We start from the raw sequence: 17,679 nt of genomic DNA, 5'->3' as shown, positions 1-17,679 counted from the left end.
CATTGCATGACCCACATCATCGGTGCCGGCTTCAACGTCGGCTCCCACAATGGCGAGTTCACCGAACTCGAAGCCGACATGCGCGCCCTTGCCGACATGGGCGTCGACACTGTCGAGATCGGAATCACCAGCCTCGACCTCGTCGCCGGCGGCCGGATCATCCGCGAGCGGCACGAGGCGCTGGTGGGGCTCTGCCAGCAGTTCGACTTCCGCTACACCGTGCACGGGCTGGTCTCGTCCAACTTCATGGACCCCGTCACCCAGCGCTACCAGATCGACGCCGCCAAGGCGCTGATCGAAGTGTGCAACTCGATCGGTGCTGAAATCATCGTCCAGCATTCGGGCAGCCTGCGTGCCGATGCGATCGCCGACTGGGCCGGAGCCGACGAGCGCGAGCGCGAGGCGCTGACCGAGGTCGCCGATTTCGCCCGCCCGCACGGCGTGCGCATCGCGCTCGAGAACATCTTCACCACCGAGCCGGGCCAATATCGCCAGACTCCGTCGCAGGTCGCGGCGACCGTCCGCGCGGTGAACCATCCCAACGTGGTGGCGCTGATCGACTTCTCCCACGCCTACATCGAAGTGACCTTCAAGGGCCTCGATTTCTTCGCCGAGATCGGGGCGATGGCGCCGGTCGCCGGGCACCTGCACGTGCATGACTCGTTCGGCCGGCCGCAGGGCTTCTTCAAGGCCTTCCACCCGCAGGAGAACACGGCGCTCGGCATCGGCGACCTGCACATGCCGCTCGGCTGGGGCGACATCGGCTGGGATCGCATCTTCAGCGAACTGACGTTCCTACCCGAGACGGTGCTGATGATGGAGATCGGCAGCCGCTACCGGCGCGAGCAGCCGGCGAGCCTCGCCCGGGCCCGAGAGCTTGCGACGCTGAATGCGCCGCGTGCCATCGCCGCCGAATAGGCGGTCCGTTCCCGCGATGCCGCCCCGGCGAGAGCCGGGGCCGTTCCTCCGACGGTGCTCCCTTCCCGTCGTGCAACGACAGTCCGGCCTCCCTGTCCGGATGGCATCGCGCGGGCGCGCCCGTGCGTACCTCTCCCGTTGCGCCACCGGCGCGCCCATCCTACCTCTGGGGTCCGCAGCCGGAACCCGCACCGATGGACGCCGCAGCCCCGACCCTCAATCCGCAGCCAAGCGGCGTTGCCATCAAGACCGAGATCGTCGTGATCGGAGCGGGGCAGGCCGGACTGTCTTCGGCCTATCACCTCACGCAGCGCGGGCTCGCGGCGGGCCGTGGCTTCATCGTGCTCGACCAGTCGCCACGGGCGGGCGGGGCGTGGCAGTTCCGCTGGCCATCGCTGACGCTGTCGACGGTCAACCGCGTGCACGACCTGCCGGGCATGGCCTTTTCCGAGGCGGTGGACACCAGCCGCACCGAGGTCGAGGCCGCACAGGCGGTGCCGCAGTATTTCGCGGCGTATGAGGAGCGCTTCGGCCTCAACGTGTTCCGGCCGGTGAAGGTCGCGGTAGTGTGCCGGCGCGGCGAGCGCTTCCGCATCGAGACCGACCGCGGACAGTTCTCGGCGCGCGGCATCATCAATGCTACCGGCACCTGGGAGACGCCCTACATCCCGGACTATCCCGGCCGCGACCGGTTCAGGGGACGGCAGCTGCACACGCGCGACTACCGCACCGCGTCCGAGTTCGCCGGCCAGCACGTGGTCATCGTCGGCGGCGGTATCTCGGCAATCCAGCTGCTCAACGAGATCTCGCAGGTGACGACGACCACCTGGGTGACGCGCCGACCGCCGCAGTTCCGCGACGGACCGTTCGACCAGGAGGCGGGACGGGCGGCGGTCAAGCTGGTCGAGGAGCGGGTGCGGGCGGGGTTGCCACCGAACTCGGTCGTCTCGGTCACCGGCCTGCCGCGCTCGCCGCTGATCGAGGCCATGGCAGCGCGCGGCGACCTGAAACGGCAGGAGATGTTCAGCGAGATAACCGCGACCGGGGTGCGCTGGGCCGATGGCCGCGAGCAGCGGGCCGACGTGATCGTCTGGTGCACGGGCTTTCGCTCTTCGCTCGACCACCTGGCGCCGCTGCTGCTGCGCGAGGACTCGGGCGGCATCTTCATGGGGGGGCGGCTGGCGACCGAGGTGGTAAAGGAGCCGCGCGTCCACCTTATCGGCTACGGGCCATCGGCCTCGACGATCGGCGCCAACCGGGCAGGAAGCGCCGCGGCGGCGGAGTTGATGGCGACGCTGGGGATTGGCCCGGCCGAGGCGGGCAGGTGACAAGCCGGGCCGGGGCGTGCCGGATCGCTGCATGGCTCCGATCGTTCTTCACGACGATGACGTCAGGCGGCTGACCGACATGCCGGCGGCGATCGCCGCCGTCGAGGCGGTGATCCGCGCCGCGGCGGACGGAGCGTTCGTCGCGCCGGCCCGCCACCGGGTCGATTTCGGCGGCACCACGGAACTGGTCTTCGCCGTCGGCGGATCGAGGCAGGGGCCGGCGGTGGGTGGCGTGCGCAGCTATTTCTCGCGCTACGGCCAGCATTTCGACGATCAGGCCGTGATCGTCTGGGATATGGCCAGCGGCCGGATGAAGGGCATCGTGCTCGGTAGCGAACTGGGCGTGGTGCGCATGGGCGCCATCGGCGGGGCCGCGATCCGGGCGCTGGCGCGTCCCGAGGCGAGCACGGTGGCGCTGATCGGTGCGGGCCGGCAGGCTCGGTCGCATCTCGAAGCCGCCCTGGCAACGCGCGGCATCACGCAGGCGCGTGTCCACAGCCGCTCGGCGGAATCGGCGGAGCGGTTTGCGGCCGAAATGTCGGGACGACTGGGACTTGCCGTGACCGCGTCGGCCTCGGCGGAGGCGGCGGTCGACGGGGCGGACATCGTGATTGTCGCCACCACCAGCCTGCGCCCGGTGCTCCGGGCGGAGTGGCTGGCGCCGGACGCCTTCGTGCACAGTGTCGGCTACAAGAGCCCGGCGGGCAAGGAACTCGGTCTTGACGTCGCCGAGCGTGCGGCAACGCTGGTGACCGATAGTCCGCAGCAGGTTGCCGCGGCCGGTGCGTCCTTCATCCTCTCCGGGACGGAGCATCTGCGGCGCCTCGAGCCGCTTTCCGCCTTTGGCCCTGAGCGGCAGCCGTCGGCGGGGTTGACCGCCTGCTATCCGATGGGGCTTACCGGCACCGACGTGGTGGTCGCCGACCTGATCATCGAGGGCGCCGGCCCGGGTCGTGACCCCCGCGCGGGGTTCGCCGCTGCGGGCGCCTAGGCCGAACTGCGGGCGCCGCATATTCGACTTGAGGCGCTCTTCCCGGTGCCCCGCATTCGGGGTAGCTGCTGACGCCAGCGTTTCACCATAGGGACGAGGGTCGCCATCAGTCAGGTCGAGTCAAACGCGGGGGCTGCCGCATCCGGGCGTTCGCGCACCGCCCGGGTGGCTGCCGAAGTGGGGCGTGCGATCGTGTCGGGCGCCTATCCGGAGCGCTCGCTGCTTCCCGGCGACGCAGAGCTGATGCAGCGCTTCGGAGTGTCGCGCACGGTGCTGCGCGAAGCGCTGAGGACCCTGGCGGGAAAGCGACTCATCCAGGCCAGGGCCCGTGTCGGAACCAGCGTGCTGCCACGCTCGGAGTGGAACCTGTTCGACCGCGACGTGCTGGCCTGGCAGTCCCGGCAGGGGCTCGATCCCGAGTTCATCACGCACCTTTCCGAGATGCGGCTGGCGCTCGAGCCGGAGGCGGCTGCCCTCGCGGCGATGCGGTGGACCCGGGACGAACTCGACGCGATCCTGCACCGCCTCGACCGCATGGCGGCACCCGAGATCGGTCGCGAGGACTATGCCAGGGCCGACCTGGACTTCCACCTCGCCATCGTGGTGGCGGCACACAACCCGTTCCTGAGGTCGGCGGCGGCGCTCGTCGAGGTCGCGCTGATCGGGCTTCTCGAGGTCAGCTCCCCGGCCGAGGATGCCGCACGGCTGGCGTCGTCGGTCGACGACCATCGCCGCATCGCCGAGGCCATCGCGGCCCGCGACCCGCACGCGGCGCGCGAAGCCATGAAGGTGGTGATCGGCGTCGGCATGCGCGCCAGCCGGATCGGCGACATCGGCCGGCAAACCGGCGGGTAGCCGCGCGAGCTGGCCGGCCTCGTCGTTCCAGCGCGCGGCAGTTGCGCAACAGGGGCAGACTAAAGGTCACTAGCGAGCGGGACCACTGTATGGAATTAGCGGAAAGGGCTGCTAAGCCGATTGCACAAGAACACTTGCCGAGCGGGGAAGACATGAACCAGATCGATCTGAACGGCCAGGTCGCCGTCATCACGGGCGGCGCCCAAGGGATCGGCTTTGCCATCGCGCGCCGGCTCGTTGCTTCGGGCGCCAGGGTCAGCCTGTGGGACATGAACGCTGAATTGCTCGCCAGCGCCAAGGCCGAGCTCGGCGCCGCCGCCTCCACCGTCGCGGTCAACATCACCAACTACGATGCGGTCGCCGCAGCGGTGGCCGAGGTCGAAAACAGCCTCGGCAAGCTCGACATCCTCGTCCACTCGGCCGGCATTGCCGGCAAGAACGCGCCGCTCGACGAATACGAGCTCGATGAATGGCGCCGGGTGATCGAGATCGACCTCAACGGCGCGTTCTATGTCAACCGCGCGGTGCTGCCGGGCATGAAGGCGCGCAACTACGGACGCATCGTCAACATCGCCTCGATCGCCGGCAAGGAAGGCAACCCCAATGCCTCGGCCTATGCGGCGGCCAAGGCCGGCGTCATCGGCATGACCAAGGCGGTCGGCAAGGAATGCGCCAAGTACGACATCGCCATCAACGTCATCACCCCGGCGACGGCCAAGACGCGCATCCTCGACGAGCTCAAGCCCGAGTTCATCGACTACATGCTGAGCCGCATCCCGCGCGGTCGTTTCCTCGAAGTCGAGGAAGCCGCCAACATGGTGGCCTGGCTGGTGAGCAAGGAAAACAGCTTTACCACGGCGTCGGTGTTCGACCTCAGCGGCGGCCGCGCCACTTACTAACGCCCGCGCACTCCCCTCTCCGTGATCCTCCCCCGTGAACGGGGGAGGATAAGAGGGGACTAGCGCTCCAGCCCATCCAGTTCCGCATAAAGCGGCCGCATGGCCTCGACGATGTGGCTGTAGACCGGCAGCATTCGAGCGTAGCGGTCTGCCCATTCGGGCACGGGCTGCACCTCGCGCTCGATGGCGGTCATCCTGCCCATCAGATCCGGCAACCTGCCTTCGCCGAGCGCCTGCCGGCAGAGGATGGCGCAGCCGACGACGCCGGTTTCGAGCACGCGCGGCACGAGGATCGGTACGCCGTAGACGCTGGCCTTGATCCTGAGCCACAGGTCGGAGCGCCCGCCACCGCCGGCGGCAACGAAGCGCTCTGGTCGGCCGCCGAGGCGCGCAATCGGCTCGAACTGGCGGTGCAGGGCGAAGGCGATGCCCTCGAGCACGGCGCGGTTCATCTCGGCCGTGCCGTGGCTGGTGGTGAGGCCAAAGAACTGCGCGCGGGAGTTGCGGGCCGGCGGCATGCGCTCGCCCGAGAGGAAGGGCAGGAAGAACAGGCCGTCCGAGCCTGCCGCGGCGGCCTCGATGGCGCTTTCGGGCACGCCGTCGCCAATGGCGCGGGCCGCCCAGCGGATGGCGTCGCCGCCGGCGTCGACGAGCGTGAACGCACCCCAGAGTCCACCCGGCAGCGCGACATTGGCCACCGCCGGATCGAGCAGCGGAGCGGTCCGCACGAGGGTGGCGATCGCCGAGGTGCCGGCGATGTCGGACCCCAGGCCAGGGGCTGCGACGCCGGAGCCGATCAGCGCCACCGGCAGGTCACCGCCGCCGGCGAGGACCGGGATGCCGGCAGGCAACCCGGTGGCACGGGCCGCCTGCGCGGTCACGTGGCCGATCACGGCCGAGGCATCAAGGATCCGCGGCAGCAGGTCGCGGCGGAGGCCGAGGCTAGCGACGACCTCGTCCGACCAGCGGCCGGTTCGACTGTCGGCCATGAAGCTGGCCGAGGCCTCGCTCCAGTCGGTGGCGGCGACGCCGGTCAGCTGCAGGTTGATGAAGTCCTTGGGTGTCAGCACCGCGGCGGCCCGCGCCATCTCTTCCGGTGCATGGGCCCTGAGCCAGGCGAGCTTGAAGCCGGGCCAGGCGGGCGTTGCAGGATTGGCCGTGGTTTCGGCGTGGGAGGTGAAGGGATGCGCGCCTTCCCAGGCCTCGACCTGCGGCGCGGCGCGCTTGTCGTTCCAGAGCAGCACCCGGTCGCTGGCGAGCTCGCCCCGGGCATCGACCAGCACGGTGCCGTGCATCTGGCCGCAGGCGCACACGGCCACGACGGGCGCGGCAGCGGCCTGCATGACCTCGCCGATAGCTGCCTCTGTTGCCTGCCACCATGCCGTGGCGCTCTGCTCGGCCCAGCCGAAGCGCGGGACGGTCTGCACGAAGCCGCGGCTCGCCAGCGACCGGATCGTACCTCGCCGATCCACCAGCGCGGCGCGGACGCTGGAAGTGCCGAGGTCGATCGACAGGGTGAGGTCGTCCGTCATCGTCGCGGCTTCTGGTCCGTTCTGGTTGGCGGCGTGCGGGGAGTAGAGACCATCCATCGCAGGCAAGGCAAGTGGCGCATGCATCGCGGCGAGGGTCGGCTTGACTAAGTAACCAGGTGGTGAATTAGTTTTGCCCGGTGCCTGGCATGAGAATTTGGCCGGGCGGCTGAGACCGGACGAGGGACCCCCAGATTGAGATACGCGATAGTCGGCGTCGGCGGGCGCCATGCCATGTTCCGCAAGGCGATCACCGAGACGCATCCGGAGGGCAACGACCTCGTTGCACTGTGCGACGTGAACGACAGCCGGCTGGCGCTCTCGGCCGGCAAGGTGCCGAAGCGGGGGAACGGGGTCGCGACCTACGATGCGAGCGACTTCGACAGGATGATCGCCGAGCAGGAGCCGGACACGGTCATCGTCACGACGCCTGACTACCTGCACCACGAGTACATCGTTGCGGCGCTCAAGGCCGGGCGGAACGTGATGACCGAGAAGCCGATGACGGTCGATCTCGACAAGCTCCGCGCCATCCTTGATGCGCAGCGGGAGAGCGGCAAGACAGTCACCGTCACCTTCAACTACCGCTACACGCCGGCGCGCACGCAGCTCAAGGACCTGCTGCTGTCCGGCGCCATCGGCGAGATCACGGCGGTCGACTTCCGCTGGTATCTCGACCGGGTGCACGGGGCCGACTATTTCCGCCGCTGGCATCGCGACAAGGAGAAGTCCGGCGGGCTGCTGGTGCACAAGTCGACGCACCATTTCGACCTGATGAACTGGTGGGTGGCTTCCACTCCAAAGACCGTCAGCGCACTGGGCAAGCGCGTGTTCTACACGCCTGAGATGGCCGAGGCGCTCGGGCTCGGCGGCCATGGCGAGCGCTGCCACACCTGCCCGGTATTCGACAGATGCGAGTACCGGCTCGACCTCGCGAACGATCCGGCGCTGCGCGAGCTCTATCTCGAGGCGGAGGATGACGACGGCTACTTGCGCGACAAGTGCGTGTTTTCGGGCGACATCAGCATCGAGGACACGATGCAGGTGCAGGTGCGCTACGCCAACGACGTATTCCTCAACTATACGCTGTGCGCCTATTCCCCTTGGGAAGGGCTCGAGATCAAGTTCCACGGCACCAAGGGCGAGCTGACGCATCGGCATGTCGAGGTGCATGGCGTGTTCGGCGGGGTGCGGGACAAGTCGGCCGAGGAGAACATGACGACGGTGCTGCACCTGCACGGCCGGCGGCCCGAGCCGCTCGAGGTCTGGGCCGGCGAAGGCGACCATGGCGGCGCCGACCCGGTGATGCTGGGCTACCTGTTCGAGCCGGGCAGCATGGCGCCGGACAAGTACAGCCGCGCGTCCACGCACAAGGAGGGGGCGTGGTCGATCCTTACCGGCATTGCCGCGAACACGTCGATCGCGACGGGGCAGACGGTGGATGTGGACCGGATGCTGGCCGAGGCGGGGATCGTGCTCGAGCGGTAGGGGCTACCGTATTGCCTTGCGATTACACTGTCAGTCGTCATCCCCGGGCTTGACCCGGGAACCCACTCGATCTTGCGATTTGTGCTCGACCTAGCCCTGACCACCGACACCGAGCATGGGCGACGGTGGGGGTCTTCCTCGACATCGTCAGGGTCCCCGGGTCAAGCCCGGAGATGACGACAGCTGACGATCGAAAGCCTAAACCACCAACTCCATGCGATCCGCCGGAAACCGCGTCAGCAGCGTATGGATCGGCACGCCGGCCGCGTCGATGTCCACTGCGTCCGACACTAGCACCACGGCGCCCGGTGCGAGCTTCAGCACCTGGGCTTCGTCGGTCGTGGCGTGGCGGGCCGAGATACGGGTCGAGCCGCGCGAGTAGTCGTCGATGCCATAGCGCTTCAGCGCTTCAGTGGTGGATCCGGTTTCGGCCAGCACGGCCGGATATTCGGGGAAGCGCTGCTCGGGTAGCCAGCCTGTCGCCCGGCTGAGCGCGCGGCCGTCGGCGAAGGCGACGGTCTCGACGCGGATCAGGCGTGTCCCCGGCTTCACATCGAGCCGCTCCGCAAGGCGAGCGGTGGCGCGTTCGATGCGACTTGACAGGATCGTGCGGGCGCGTTGCTTCGTTTGTCCTGCCAGCCCCTCGCTGAAGCGGGTTCGCCGTCCGATGGGGTAGCTCAGTCGCCGTGCCTCGGCGACGAAGGTGCCGCGGCCGTGCTCGGCGCGCAGCACACCCTCCTCGACCAGCACGGCAATGGCGCGACGCACGGTATGGCGGTTGACGCCGAAGCGCTCCGCCAGCGGCAGCTCGCCAGCCAGCCTGTCGCCGGTTTCGAGCTTGCCGCCGACGATGTCGAGGCGGATCGCATCGGCGATCTGGCGCCACAGCGCGACGCCGCCGGCGGGCTCGATCTCGGTGCGGCTCAAGACTGTCATTGCAAATTCACGTCGGCTGGGTAAGGAGGGGTAAGACGGACGTACTTGTCTATTCCACTATACAAGTTGGAGCAAGCCACATGCAGCCCGCAGAGGCAAATCCGAGGCAGGAAGCGATGGCCGTGCTGAGCCATGCGGCGGCCGGTCGCCTCGCCGAACTGTGGTCGGCCTGGCCCGACAAGCCGGCCTTCCACAAGGTACGCGGGCCCGAGACCGGGCTGGTGATGGTGCGGGCGCGCGCCGGGGGCGGCGGCAATCCGTTCAACCTGGGCGAAGCGACGGTGACGCGGGCGACGGTGCGGCTCGAGAGCGGCGAGGTCGGGCATGCCTATTGCCTCGGGCGCGACGGCGACAAGGCCGTGACGTCGGCGCTGTTCGATGCGCTGTTCCAGCGCGATGCGGCGACCGTCGAAGCACAGGTTCTGGCGCCGCTGCGCGCCGAGCTCGAGGCCGCCGACGACCGGCGCCGTGACGAGACGGCCGCCACCAAGGTCGATTTCTTCACCATGGTCCGGGGAGACGACTGATGGATGCAGTGATCGAAGGCGGCTTTACCGACCGGGTGCTGGGCGCGCAGTCGGTGTTCCGCGCCACCATGGATGCGCTCGCCCGTCCAGGCACAGTGCAATCCATCGCCTCCGATGCCGCACCGCCGGCGCCGCTGACGCAGGAGCTCGGTGCGCTGGCCCTGACACTCTGCGACCAGGATACGCTGGTTTGGCTCGACCCCGTGCTGGCGTCGAGCGAGGCGGTGACCGGCTGGCTGGCCTTCCATTGCGGCGCGCCGCTGACCGCCGATCCCTCGCAGGCGCAGTTCGCGCTGGTGACCGAGGCGCGCCACCTGCCGAAGCTCGACGTGCTGGGGCAGGGGACAGACGAGTACCCGGACCGTTCGACCACAGTGGTGCTGGCCGCTGCTGCCGGCACACAGCGCGTCACCCTCAAGGGGCCCGGCATCAAGAACCGTCTCGACACCGAGTTGCCGCTGCCGGGCGGCGATTTCCTCGCGCAGTGGGCCGACAACCGCGAGCGCTTTCCGCGCGGCATCGACATACTGATCGTCCGCGACGGCGCGCTCGTCGCGCTGCCGCGCACCACCCGCATTTCGGAGGCCTGAGCCATGTATGTTGCCGTCAAGGGCGGCGAGGCCGCCATCGCCAATGCCCACCGCCTGCTGGCCGACCGCCGTCGTGGCGATCGCAATGTCCCGGCGTTGCGCATCGAGCAGATCATCGAGCAGCTCGGACTTGCGGTCGACCGCGCCATGGGCGAGGGCTCGCTCTACGACCGCGAACTGGCGGCCCTGGCTCTGATCCAGGCGCGCGGCGACCTGATCGAGGCCATCTTCCTCGTCCGGGCCTATCGCACCACATTGCCGCGCTTCGGCTATTCGCGTCCTATCGACACCGGCGAGATGAAGATCGAGCGGCGCATCTCGGCGACCTACAAGGACCTGCCGGGTGGCCAGTTGCTCGGCCCGACCTTCGACTACACGCACCGGCTGCTCGATCCCTCGATCGCCGAGGGTGGTGCGGTCGACACGCCGGTGGCGCGGGACAGCGAGCCCGAGCGGGCCCCGCGGGTCACGGACTTGCTCGGCCATGAGGGCCTGACCGAGGACGACGTCAACGAGCCGCAGGACGAGATCGGCGACCTGACGCGCGAACCCATGGAGTTCCCGCTGAGCCGTGATCGGCGCCTGCAGGCGCTGGCGCGCGGCGACGAGGGGTTCCTGCTCGCCCTCGGCTATTCGACGCAGCGCGGCTATGGCCGTTCGCATCCGTTCGTGGGTGAAATCCGCATCGGCGAGGTCGAGGTCGAGCTCGATATCCCAGAGTTCGGCTTTGCCGTGAACCTCGGGCGCATCCGGGTCACCGAGTGCCAGATGGTCAACAAGTTCAAGGGCAATGCCAAAGTGCCGCCGCAGTTCACCCGCGGCTACGGGCTGGTGTTCGGGCAGGCCGAGCGCAAGGCGATGGCGATGTCGCTGTGCGACCGCTCGCTGCGCGCCCGGGAACTGGGCGAGGACGTGAACCATCCGGCGCAGGACGAGGAGTTCGTCATCTCGCACTCCGACAACGTGCAGTCGACCGGCTTCGTCGAGCACCTGAAGCTGCCGCACTATGTCGATTTCCAGGGCGAACTCGGCCTCCTGCGCGAAATGCGCGCCGAGCACGAGGCGGAGGCCGGGGACGACGCCTATCCGGAGGCGGCGGAATGACAAGGCTCGCAGTTGTCCTTCCCTCCCCCTTGAGGGGAGGGACCGAGGGAGGGGGTGGTCCGGCAAAATACCGATGGACCCCCACCCCCAGCCCCTCCCCACAAGGGGGAGGGGAGCCAGAAAAGTTCGCGAGGAACGCGGAATGAACGTCGCAGCTTACAACTTCGCTTACCTCGACGAGCAGACCAAGCGGATGATCCGGCGGGCCATCCTCAAGGCCATCGCCGTCCCGGGCTACCAGGTGCCGTTCGCGAGCCGGGAGATGCCGATGCCGTACGGCTGGGGCACGGGCGGCGTGCAGATCACGGCCTCGATCATCGGGCCCGAGGATGTGCTCAAGGTCATCGACCAGGGTGCCGACGACACCACCAATGCCGTCTCGATCCGGGCCTTCTTCGCCAAGGTGGCCAATGTCGCGGTGACCACGCATACGGCCGAGGCTTCGATCATCCAGACGCGCCACCGCATCCCGGAAAGGACGCTGACCGAGGGCCAGGTGCTGGTCTACCAGGTGCCGATTCCCGAACCGCTGCGCTACCTCGAGCCGCGCGAGACCGAAACGCGCAAGATGCATGCGCTCGAGGAATACGGGCTGATGCATGTGAAGCTCTATGAGGACATCGCCAAGCACGGGCGCATCGCCACGACCTACGCCTACCCGGTCAAGGTCGAGGGCCGCTACGTGATGGATCCGTCGCCGACGCCGAAGTTCGACAACCCCAAGATGCACATGAGCGAGGCGCTGCAACTGTTCGGTGCCGGGCGCGAGAAGCGCATCTATGCGGTGCCGCCCTACACGGAAGTGGTGAGCCTCGATTTCGAGGATCATCCGTTCGAGATTCAGCATTTCGAGGAGCCGTGCGCGCTGTGCGGGGCGACCGGGGTCTATCTCGACGAGGTGATCCTCGACGATCACGGTGGGCACATGTTCGTGTGCTCGGACACCGACAACTGCGAAGACCGCCGTGAACACGGCCATCGCGGCACGCTCGCCGGACATGCGCTGGAGGCGGCGGAATGAGTACGCGGCATCTCGGTTCGTCGCCTCCCTCCCCCTTGAGGGGAGGGATCGAGGGAGGGGGTGGTTCAGTGGATCACCGATGGACCCCAACCCCCCGCCCCTCCCCTCAAGGGGGAGGGGAGCTGACATCCCCCAGCATCGGAGACGTCGATGTCTGACCAACCCCTCCTGCGTGTGTCCAATCTCAGCAAATACTACGGCTCGCGCCGCGGCTGCGCCGACGTGTCGTTCGAGCTCTGGCCGGGCGAAGTGCTGGCCATTGTCGGCGAGAGCGGCTCGGGCAAGACGACGCTGCTCAATGTCCTGTCGACCCGGCTCGAGCCGACGTCCGGCGTCGCCGAGTACCGGATGCGCGACGACGTCTGGCGCAATCTCTACGACCTGAGCGAGGCCGAGCGCCGCTTCCTGATGCGCACCGACTGGGGCTTCGTGCACCAGAACCCGGCCGACGGGCTGCGCATGACCGTTTCGGCCGGCGCCAATGTGGGCGAGCGGATGATGGCGGTCGGCGACCGGCACTACGGCAGGATCCGCTCGACCGCGATCGACTGGCTGGGCCGCGTCGAGATCGCCGAGGACCGCGTCGACGACGAGCCGCGCTCGTTCTCGGGCGGCATGCGGCAGCGGTTGCAGATCGCCCGCAACCTCGTGACGCATCCGCGGCTGGTCTTCATGGACGAGCCGACCGGCGGCCTCGATGTCTCGGTGCAGGCGCGCCTGCTCGACCTGATCCGCGGCCTCGTCTCGGACCTCGGGCTTTCGGCCATCATCGTGACGCACGATCTCGCCGTGGCGCGGCTCCTCAGCCACCGCATGATGGTGATGAAGGACGGGCACGTCATCGAGCAGGGCCTCACCGACCGCGTGCTCGACGACCCGCGCGAGGCATACACGCAGCTGCTCGTCAGTTCGATCTTGCAGGTGTGATGAGCAGTGCGCACCAACCCCTCATCCGTCTCGGCCTTCGGCCGATCCACCCTCTCCCCGACGGGGAGAGGAACAGCGTGCCCCGATCTGGCCGCCGCCTATTCTTCTCCCCGTCGGGGAGAAGGTGGCGCGAAGCGCCGGATGAGAGGCGCGAGGCACGATCTTGGAGCAAGGCGATGACCCCCCTCCTCTCCGTCCGCGACGTCGCGAAATCCTTCACCATGCACCTGCGCGACGGCATCGTGCTGCCCGTCGTCTCGGGTGTCGGGTTCGAGGTCCATGCCGGCGAGTGCGTCGTGCTGGGCGGCCCGTCGGGCGCCGGCAAGTCGAGCCTGCTCAAGATGGTCTACGGCAACTACGGCGTCGACGCCGGCTCGATCAGCCTGATCCATCATGGCGCACCCGTCGACCTCGCCACCGCCAGCGCGCGCGTGGTGCTCGAGCTGCGCCGCGACACGATCGGTTATGTCAGCCAGTTCCTGCGCACCGTGCCGCGTGTCACAACCCTCGACGTGGTGGCCGAGCCGCTGGTCAGTCGGGGCGTGGCACGGGACGAGGCGACGGAGAGGGCGCGGGCCCTGCTGGCCCGGCTCAACCTGCCGGAGCGGCTGTGGTCGCTGCCGCCGGCCACCTTCTCGGGGGGCGAGCAGCAGCGCGTCAACATCGCGCGCGGCTTCATAACGGACCATCCGGTGTTGCTGCTCGACGAGCCGACGGCCTCGCTCGACGCCACCAATCGCGGCGTCGTGGTCGAGATGATCGCCGAAAAGAAGCAGGCCGGCGCGGCGCTGCTCGGCATCTTCCACGACGAGGAAGTGCGGGCGCTGGTCGCCGACCGGATCGTCGATGTGACCCTGTTCGCGGCAAGGAAGGCGGCATGAGGCTCAGCGAGACGCCGTTCATCCACGAGACGGCCGACGTGCGGAGTTCCGTGATCGGCCGGTACACCGAGGTGGGGGCTGGCTGCCATGTCGCGCACTCGAGGCTGGGCGACTATTCCTATTGCGTCGAGAACACGCAGATCGCCTACGCTGAGATCGGCAAGTTCGCCAACATCGCGGCGCATGTGCGCATCTATGCCAGCAAGCACCCGATGCAGCGCGCGTCGCTGCATCACTTCACCTATCGTTCGAGCTGGTATTTCGACGGCGAGGACGATGACCAGGGCTTCTTCGACTGGCGCGCCGAGCACGGCATCGAGGTCGGGCACGACACCTGGATCGGTCATGGCGCCGTGATCATGCCCGGGGTGAAGATCGGCCATGGCGCGATCATCGGTTCCAATGCGGTGGTGACGAAGGATGTCGCCGACTTCGCCATCGCGGTGGGGGTGCCGGCGCGGCCGATCCGCGAGCGATTTCCCAGGCCGATCGCCGACCGCCTGCTGGCGCTCGGCTGGTGGGACTGGGAGCATGAGAAGCTGCATGCGGCGCTGCCGGATTTCCGCGCGCTGACGATCGAGGCCTTTCTCGAGAAGTACGAATAACCGAGCTGTCTGCACCTGCTCCTCGGCCGATAAACCGCTGCCAGCGCAGCGGTTTATCTGCTTTGTGGGCCGACTTTTGCACCGTCACGAACACGTCATCCAACCTTCATGCGGGCTTCGTCAAGCCGGCATAGGTCTCAGTCCCGCTAGAGGGACGGGGTGCCGGGCATGCTCAAGATTTCCAACGTGACGCGGCGCTTCGGCGCCAAGACGGCCGTTGCGGACATCAGCCTCGATATCCCCGCGGGCCAGATGGTTGGCATCATCGGTCGATCCGGCGCCGGCAAGTCGACCCTGCTGCGCATGATCAACCGGCTGATCGACGTCAGTGAGGGGCGGATCGAGTTCGACGGCGCGCCGGTGTCGGCGCTGCGCGGGCAGGCCCTGCGCGACTGGCAGCGCGACTGCGCCATGATCTTCCAGCAGTTCAACCTGGTGCCGCGCCTCGACGTGCTCACCAACGTCATGCTCGGGCGCCTCAACCGGCGCAATTCGCTGCTGTCGCTGCTGCAGATCTTCTCCGAACAGGAGCAACTGATGGCGCTCAAGGCGCTGGAGCGCCTCGACATCGCCCAGACTGCCAGCCAGTGGGCCCAGACCCTGTCGGGCGGTCAGCAGCAGCGCGTCGCCATCGCCCGCGCCCTGATGCAGGAGCCCAGGGTGATCCTGGCCGACGAGCCGATCGCCTCGCTCGATCCGCGCAACGCCAAGGTCGTGATGGACTCCCTCGCCGCCATCAACGAGGAGCAGGGGATCACCGTCATCACCAACCTGCACACGCTCGATACCGCCCGCGCCTATTGCGAGCGGATCATCGGCATGGCGGCCGGCAAGGTGGTATTCGACGGCACGCCGGATGAACTGACGACCGAGGTGGCACGCGAGCTCTACGGCGCCGACGGCCTCGAGGAAGCGTTCTCCGAGGAGATGACCTCGACCAGCCTCGAAGCCATCGTTCCCAAGAAGAAAAAGAAGAAGCATGCCGACCTGCCCGCCGGTGCCCTCGAGGCTCCGCTGGCTTCGGCCGGTCTTCCCAACTGAAATCCAGAGTTTCCGCACCTGCCGGCCAGCCGCCTGCTCGTGCGGCGCGGCAGGCGGCGGAAAGCCAATCGCGTCACCAAAGGAGACTATCCATGTCCGCGATCCGTAACGTCATGATGGCGAGCGTCGCCGTCTTCGCCCTCGCAACCCCGGCCCTGGCCCAGGATGCGATCCGCATCGGCCTGCTCGGCGGCGAGAACGAGGCCGATCGCCTCGCCGACAACCAGTGCCTGATCGACAAGCTCCCGGCTGCCCTCGGCGTCAAGGAAGTGCAGCTGTTCCCAGCCGCCGACTATGACGGCGTGATCCAGGGCCTGCTCGGCGGCACGCTCGATGTCGCCAGCCTCGGCGCCTCGGGCTTTGCCAAGGCCTACCTCGCCAATCCCGACGCGGTCGAGCCGTTCCTCACCACCGTCCAGACCGACGGGTCGATGGGCTATCACTCGGTGATGCTGGCCCGCAAGGATTCCGGCATCGCCTCGCTGGCCGAAGCCAAGGGCAAGAAGCTCGGCTACGCCGACCCGGATTCGACCTCGGGCTACCTGATCCCGCTGGTGACCCTGCCGCAGGATCCGGCGCTCGGCGGCATGAAGCCGGACGAGTACTTCTCCGAGACCTCGTTCAACGGCGGGCACGAGAACAACGTGCTGGCCCTGCTCGACAAGAAGGTCGACGTGGCCGTCACCTGGGCCTCGGGCGTCGGTGAGTTCTCCGAGGGCTACACCTCGGGCAACATCCGCTCGATGGTCGACAAGGGCATGCTCGACATGGAAGACGTGGTCGAGATCTGGCAGTCGCCACTGATCCCGAACGGTCCGACCGTGATGCGCAAGGACCTGCCGCAGGACCTCAAGGACAAGATCGTGAAGTTCTTCACCGAGCTTCCGGCTGCCGACTACGACTGCTTCCGCGCCATCGAGAACGGCGACTTCAAGGGCTATGCCCCGGTCAGCGCCGAATTCTACCAGCCGATCATCGACGCCCGCAAGGCGACCATCGGCGGTTGATCCAACCCAATAACCCGGGGCGGTGCCACACCATGGCGCCGCCCGTTTTGCGCAAGCGGTCAGGGCAGGCATGGCGACGTTGGACCAGGGCGGATTGACGGATGCGGGGCGCGTCGTCCACGATCACTACCGCGCGCTGGTGCGGACGCGGCGGGTCTATACGATCCTGTCGCTTGCGGCGCTGCTGGCCGTTCTCCTTGGCGCGCTGTGGTTCGCCAACGCCGCCAATTCCGGCAAGTTCTTCGAGCGCCTGCCGTACTTCTTCGATTTCTTTATCCACTTCCAGCCCGACGATGCGATGGAGATCGTGCGCGCGCTGTTCGACCTGCCTTCGCCCCATGCCGACGGGTCGTTCAAGTATGACTACGAAGTAGGACGGGTCTACCTGATCGGCGACCTCTACCTGCCCGAGTATTTCTACCAGATGCTGGTGACCATCAACATCGCGGTGGTCTCCACCCTGATGGGCTTCGTGCTGGCATTCGGGCTGTGCTTTTTTGCGGCGAGCAACATCACCGGATCGCGGCTGGTGCGCTTCGCGGCGAGGCGCGGCTTCGAAGTGCTGCGGGCCTTTCCCGAGATCGTGGTGGCCGGCATGCTGGTGGCGATCCTCTCCATCGGCCCGATCGCGGCCATCGCGGCGGTCGCCCTGCATACGGTGGGGGCGCTCGGCAAGCTGTTCTTCGAGGTCGTCGAGAACGCCGACATGAAGCCCGACGAGGGGTTGCGCGCGGTCGGAGGCAGCTGGCTGGAGCGGGTGCGCTACGGGCTGGTGCCCCAGGTGATGCCCAATTTCATCTCCTATGCGCTGCTGCGCACCGAGATCAACGTGCGCGCCTCGACCATCATCGGGGCAGTTGGCAGCGGCGGCATCGGCGAGGTGTTCCGGCTGTCGATCGGCCGCGACCACGCCGCCAAGACCTATGCCATCATCATCCTGCTGTTCGTCACCGTCGTTTCCATCGACTGGCTCTCGGGCTACCTGCGCAAGCGCCTGGTGGGACAGTCGGCATTCCAGTTCGGAGGCTGAGC

Annotated in this window: 18 protein-coding genes; 16 read left to right on the top strand and 2 right to left on the bottom strand. The window is 67.8% G+C overall.

Annotated elements, in window-relative coordinates:
* Positions 1–6: 6 nt before the first annotated feature.
* The 5 genes from J0I99_RS05715 to J0I99_RS05695 all read left to right on the top strand — a co-directional run bounded on the left by J0I99_RS05715 (position 7) and on the right by J0I99_RS05695 (position 4,991).
* The gene (locus J0I99_RS05715) at positions 7–918 is read left to right on the top strand and encodes a TIM barrel protein (protein ID WP_291396452.1); all 912 of its coding nucleotides are present in this window, start codon (positions 7–9) and stop codon (positions 916–918) included.
* Between the two features lie 194 nt (positions 919–1,112).
* Positions 1,113–2,246 carry an NAD(P)-binding domain-containing protein gene (locus J0I99_RS05710; RefSeq protein WP_291396450.1) on the top strand — a complete coding sequence of 378 codons (1,134 nt, stop codon included), beginning with the start codon at positions 1,113–1,115 and terminating at the stop codon, positions 2,244–2,246.
* A gap of 31 nt (positions 2,247–2,277) precedes the next feature.
* Positions 2,278–3,237, top strand: coding sequence for an NAD(P)-binding domain-containing protein (locus tag J0I99_RS05705; protein ID WP_291396448.1), 960 nt, complete (start codon positions 2,278–2,280; stop codon positions 3,235–3,237).
* 165 nt (positions 3,238–3,402) lie between these two features.
* Positions 3,403–4,092: a FadR/GntR family transcriptional regulator gene (locus J0I99_RS05700; RefSeq protein WP_291396446.1), complete on the top strand. Its 690-nt coding sequence runs from the start codon at positions 3,403–3,405 to the stop codon at positions 4,090–4,092.
* 152 nt (positions 4,093–4,244) lie between these two features.
* On the top strand, positions 4,245–4,991 hold the full coding sequence (locus tag J0I99_RS05695; RefSeq protein ID WP_291391320.1) for an SDR family NAD(P)-dependent oxidoreductase: 747 nt from the start codon (positions 4,245–4,247) through the stop codon (positions 4,989–4,991).
* A 59-nt stretch (positions 4,992–5,050) separates the two neighbouring features.
* On the opposite strand, the gene J0I99_RS05690 is transcribed toward J0I99_RS05695, so the two are convergent.
* Positions 5,051–6,523, bottom strand: coding sequence for an FGGY family carbohydrate kinase (locus tag J0I99_RS05690; RefSeq protein ID WP_291396444.1), 1,473 nt, complete (start codon positions 6,521–6,523; stop codon positions 5,051–5,053).
* A gap of 192 nt (positions 6,524–6,715) precedes the next feature.
* On the opposite strand from J0I99_RS05690, the gene J0I99_RS05685 reads away from it, so the two are divergent.
* Positions 6,716–8,008, top strand: a complete 1,293-nt coding sequence (locus J0I99_RS05685) for a Gfo/Idh/MocA family protein (RefSeq protein WP_291396442.1) — start codon at positions 6,716–6,718, stop codon at positions 8,006–8,008.
* A gap of 198 nt (positions 8,009–8,206) precedes the next feature.
* Here J0I99_RS05685 and phnF read toward each other — a convergent pair whose 3' ends face one another.
* Positions 8,207–8,944 (bottom strand): phosphonate metabolism transcriptional regulator PhnF, encoded by a 738-nt coding sequence (phnF, locus tag J0I99_RS05680; protein ID WP_291396440.1) that lies wholly within the window; start codon positions 8,942–8,944, stop codon positions 8,207–8,209.
* Positions 8,945–9,024: 80 nt separating this feature from the next.
* On the opposite strand from phnF, the gene phnG reads away from it, so the two are divergent.
* The 10 genes from phnG (at position 9,025) to phnE (ending at position 17,677) form a co-directional block, all read left to right on the top strand.
* Entirely contained in the window at positions 9,025–9,471 is a 447-nt protein-coding gene (gene phnG / locus J0I99_RS05675; RefSeq protein WP_291396438.1) for a phosphonate C-P lyase system protein PhnG, read from the top strand.
* Positions 9,471–10,061 carry a phosphonate C-P lyase system protein PhnH gene (phnH, locus tag J0I99_RS05670; RefSeq protein ID WP_291396436.1) on the top strand — a complete coding sequence of 197 codons (591 nt, stop codon included), beginning with the start codon at positions 9,471–9,473 and terminating at the stop codon, positions 10,059–10,061. The genes phnG and phnH overlap by 1 nt, the downstream gene beginning before the upstream one ends.
* A 3-nt stretch (positions 10,062–10,064) precedes the next feature.
* Positions 10,065–11,165, top strand: coding sequence for a carbon-phosphorus lyase complex subunit PhnI (locus J0I99_RS05665; RefSeq protein WP_291396434.1), 1,101 nt, complete (start codon positions 10,065–10,067; stop codon positions 11,163–11,165).
* Positions 11,166–11,307: 142 nt separating this feature from the next.
* Positions 11,308–12,186, top strand: coding sequence for an alpha-D-ribose 1-methylphosphonate 5-phosphate C-P-lyase PhnJ (locus tag J0I99_RS05660; RefSeq protein WP_291396433.1), 879 nt, complete (start codon positions 11,308–11,310; stop codon positions 12,184–12,186).
* A 150-nt stretch (positions 12,187–12,336) separates the two neighbouring features.
* Positions 12,337–13,113 carry a phosphonate C-P lyase system protein PhnK gene (gene phnK, locus J0I99_RS05655; RefSeq protein WP_291396431.1) on the top strand — a complete coding sequence of 259 codons (777 nt, stop codon included), beginning with the start codon at positions 12,337–12,339 and terminating at the stop codon, positions 13,111–13,113.
* 176 nt (positions 13,114–13,289) lie between these two features.
* Complete coding sequence (phnL, locus tag J0I99_RS05650) at positions 13,290–13,994, top strand: phosphonate C-P lyase system protein PhnL (protein ID WP_291396429.1); 705 nt, start codon at positions 13,290–13,292, stop codon at positions 13,992–13,994.
* Positions 13,991–14,599: an acetyltransferase gene (locus tag J0I99_RS05645; RefSeq protein WP_291391330.1), complete on the top strand. Its 609-nt coding sequence runs from the start codon at positions 13,991–13,993 to the stop codon at positions 14,597–14,599. The genes phnL and J0I99_RS05645 overlap by 4 nt, the downstream gene beginning before the upstream one ends.
* Positions 14,600–14,767: 168 nt before the next feature.
* Positions 14,768–15,640, top strand: a complete 873-nt coding sequence (gene phnC, locus J0I99_RS05640) for a phosphonate ABC transporter ATP-binding protein (protein WP_291396428.1) — start codon at positions 14,768–14,770, stop codon at positions 15,638–15,640.
* A gap of 92 nt (positions 15,641–15,732) precedes the next feature.
* The gene (phnD, locus tag J0I99_RS05635) at positions 15,733–16,647 is read left to right on the top strand and encodes a phosphonate ABC transporter substrate-binding protein (protein WP_291396426.1); all 915 of its coding nucleotides are present in this window, start codon (positions 15,733–15,735) and stop codon (positions 16,645–16,647) included.
* A gap of 70 nt (positions 16,648–16,717) precedes the next feature.
* Positions 16,718–17,677 (top strand): phosphonate ABC transporter, permease protein PhnE, encoded by a 960-nt coding sequence (gene phnE / locus J0I99_RS05630; RefSeq protein ID WP_291396424.1) that lies wholly within the window; start codon positions 16,718–16,720, stop codon positions 17,675–17,677.
* Positions 17,678–17,679 lie beyond the last annotated feature (2 nt).

It is taken from the genome of Devosia sp. (assembly GCF_017307495.1).
Taxonomy (GTDB): domain Bacteria; phylum Pseudomonadota; class Alphaproteobacteria; order Rhizobiales; family Devosiaceae; genus Devosia_A.
The sequence above is the reverse complement of the archived record's forward strand: the minus strand, read 5'-3'. Positions and strand labels throughout refer to the sequence as shown.

Coding starts and splice junctions, on each gene's coding strand:
- J0I99_RS05715 (WP_291396452.1), top strand. CDS start 7: ATGACCCACATCATCGGTGCCGGCTTCAACGTCGGCTCCCACAATGGC.
- J0I99_RS05710 (WP_291396450.1), top strand. CDS start 1,113: ATGGACGCCGCAGCCCCGACCCTCAATCCGCAGCCAAGCGGCGTTGCC.
- J0I99_RS05705 (WP_291396448.1), top strand. CDS start 2,278: ATGGCTCCGATCGTTCTTCACGACGATGACGTCAGGCGGCTGACCGAC.
- J0I99_RS05695 (WP_291391320.1), top strand. CDS start 4,245: ATGAACCAGATCGATCTGAACGGCCAGGTCGCCGTCATCACGGGCGGC.
- J0I99_RS05690 (WP_291396444.1), bottom strand. CDS start 6,523: ATGACGGACGACCTCACCCTGTCGATCGACCTCGGCACTTCCAGCGTC.
- phnF (WP_291396440.1), bottom strand. CDS start 8,944: ATGACAGTCTTGAGCCGCACCGAGATCGAGCCCGCCGGCGGCGTCGCG.
- phnG (WP_291396438.1), top strand. CDS start 9,025: ATGCAGCCCGCAGAGGCAAATCCGAGGCAGGAAGCGATGGCCGTGCTG.
- phnH (WP_291396436.1), top strand. CDS start 9,471: ATGGATGCAGTGATCGAAGGCGGCTTTACCGACCGGGTGCTGGGCGCG.
- J0I99_RS05665 (WP_291396434.1), top strand. CDS start 10,065: ATGTATGTTGCCGTCAAGGGCGGCGAGGCCGCCATCGCCAATGCCCAC.
- J0I99_RS05660 (WP_291396433.1), top strand. CDS start 11,308: ATGAACGTCGCAGCTTACAACTTCGCTTACCTCGACGAGCAGACCAAG.
- phnK (WP_291396431.1), top strand. CDS start 12,337: ATGTCTGACCAACCCCTCCTGCGTGTGTCCAATCTCAGCAAATACTAC.
- phnL (WP_291396429.1), top strand. CDS start 13,290: ATGACCCCCCTCCTCTCCGTCCGCGACGTCGCGAAATCCTTCACCATG.
- J0I99_RS05645 (WP_291391330.1), top strand. CDS start 13,991: ATGAGGCTCAGCGAGACGCCGTTCATCCACGAGACGGCCGACGTGCGG.
- phnC (WP_291396428.1), top strand. CDS start 14,768: ATGCTCAAGATTTCCAACGTGACGCGGCGCTTCGGCGCCAAGACGGCC.
- phnD (WP_291396426.1), top strand. CDS start 15,733: ATGTCCGCGATCCGTAACGTCATGATGGCGAGCGTCGCCGTCTTCGCC.
- phnE (WP_291396424.1), top strand. CDS start 16,718: ATGGCGACGTTGGACCAGGGCGGATTGACGGATGCGGGGCGCGTCGTC.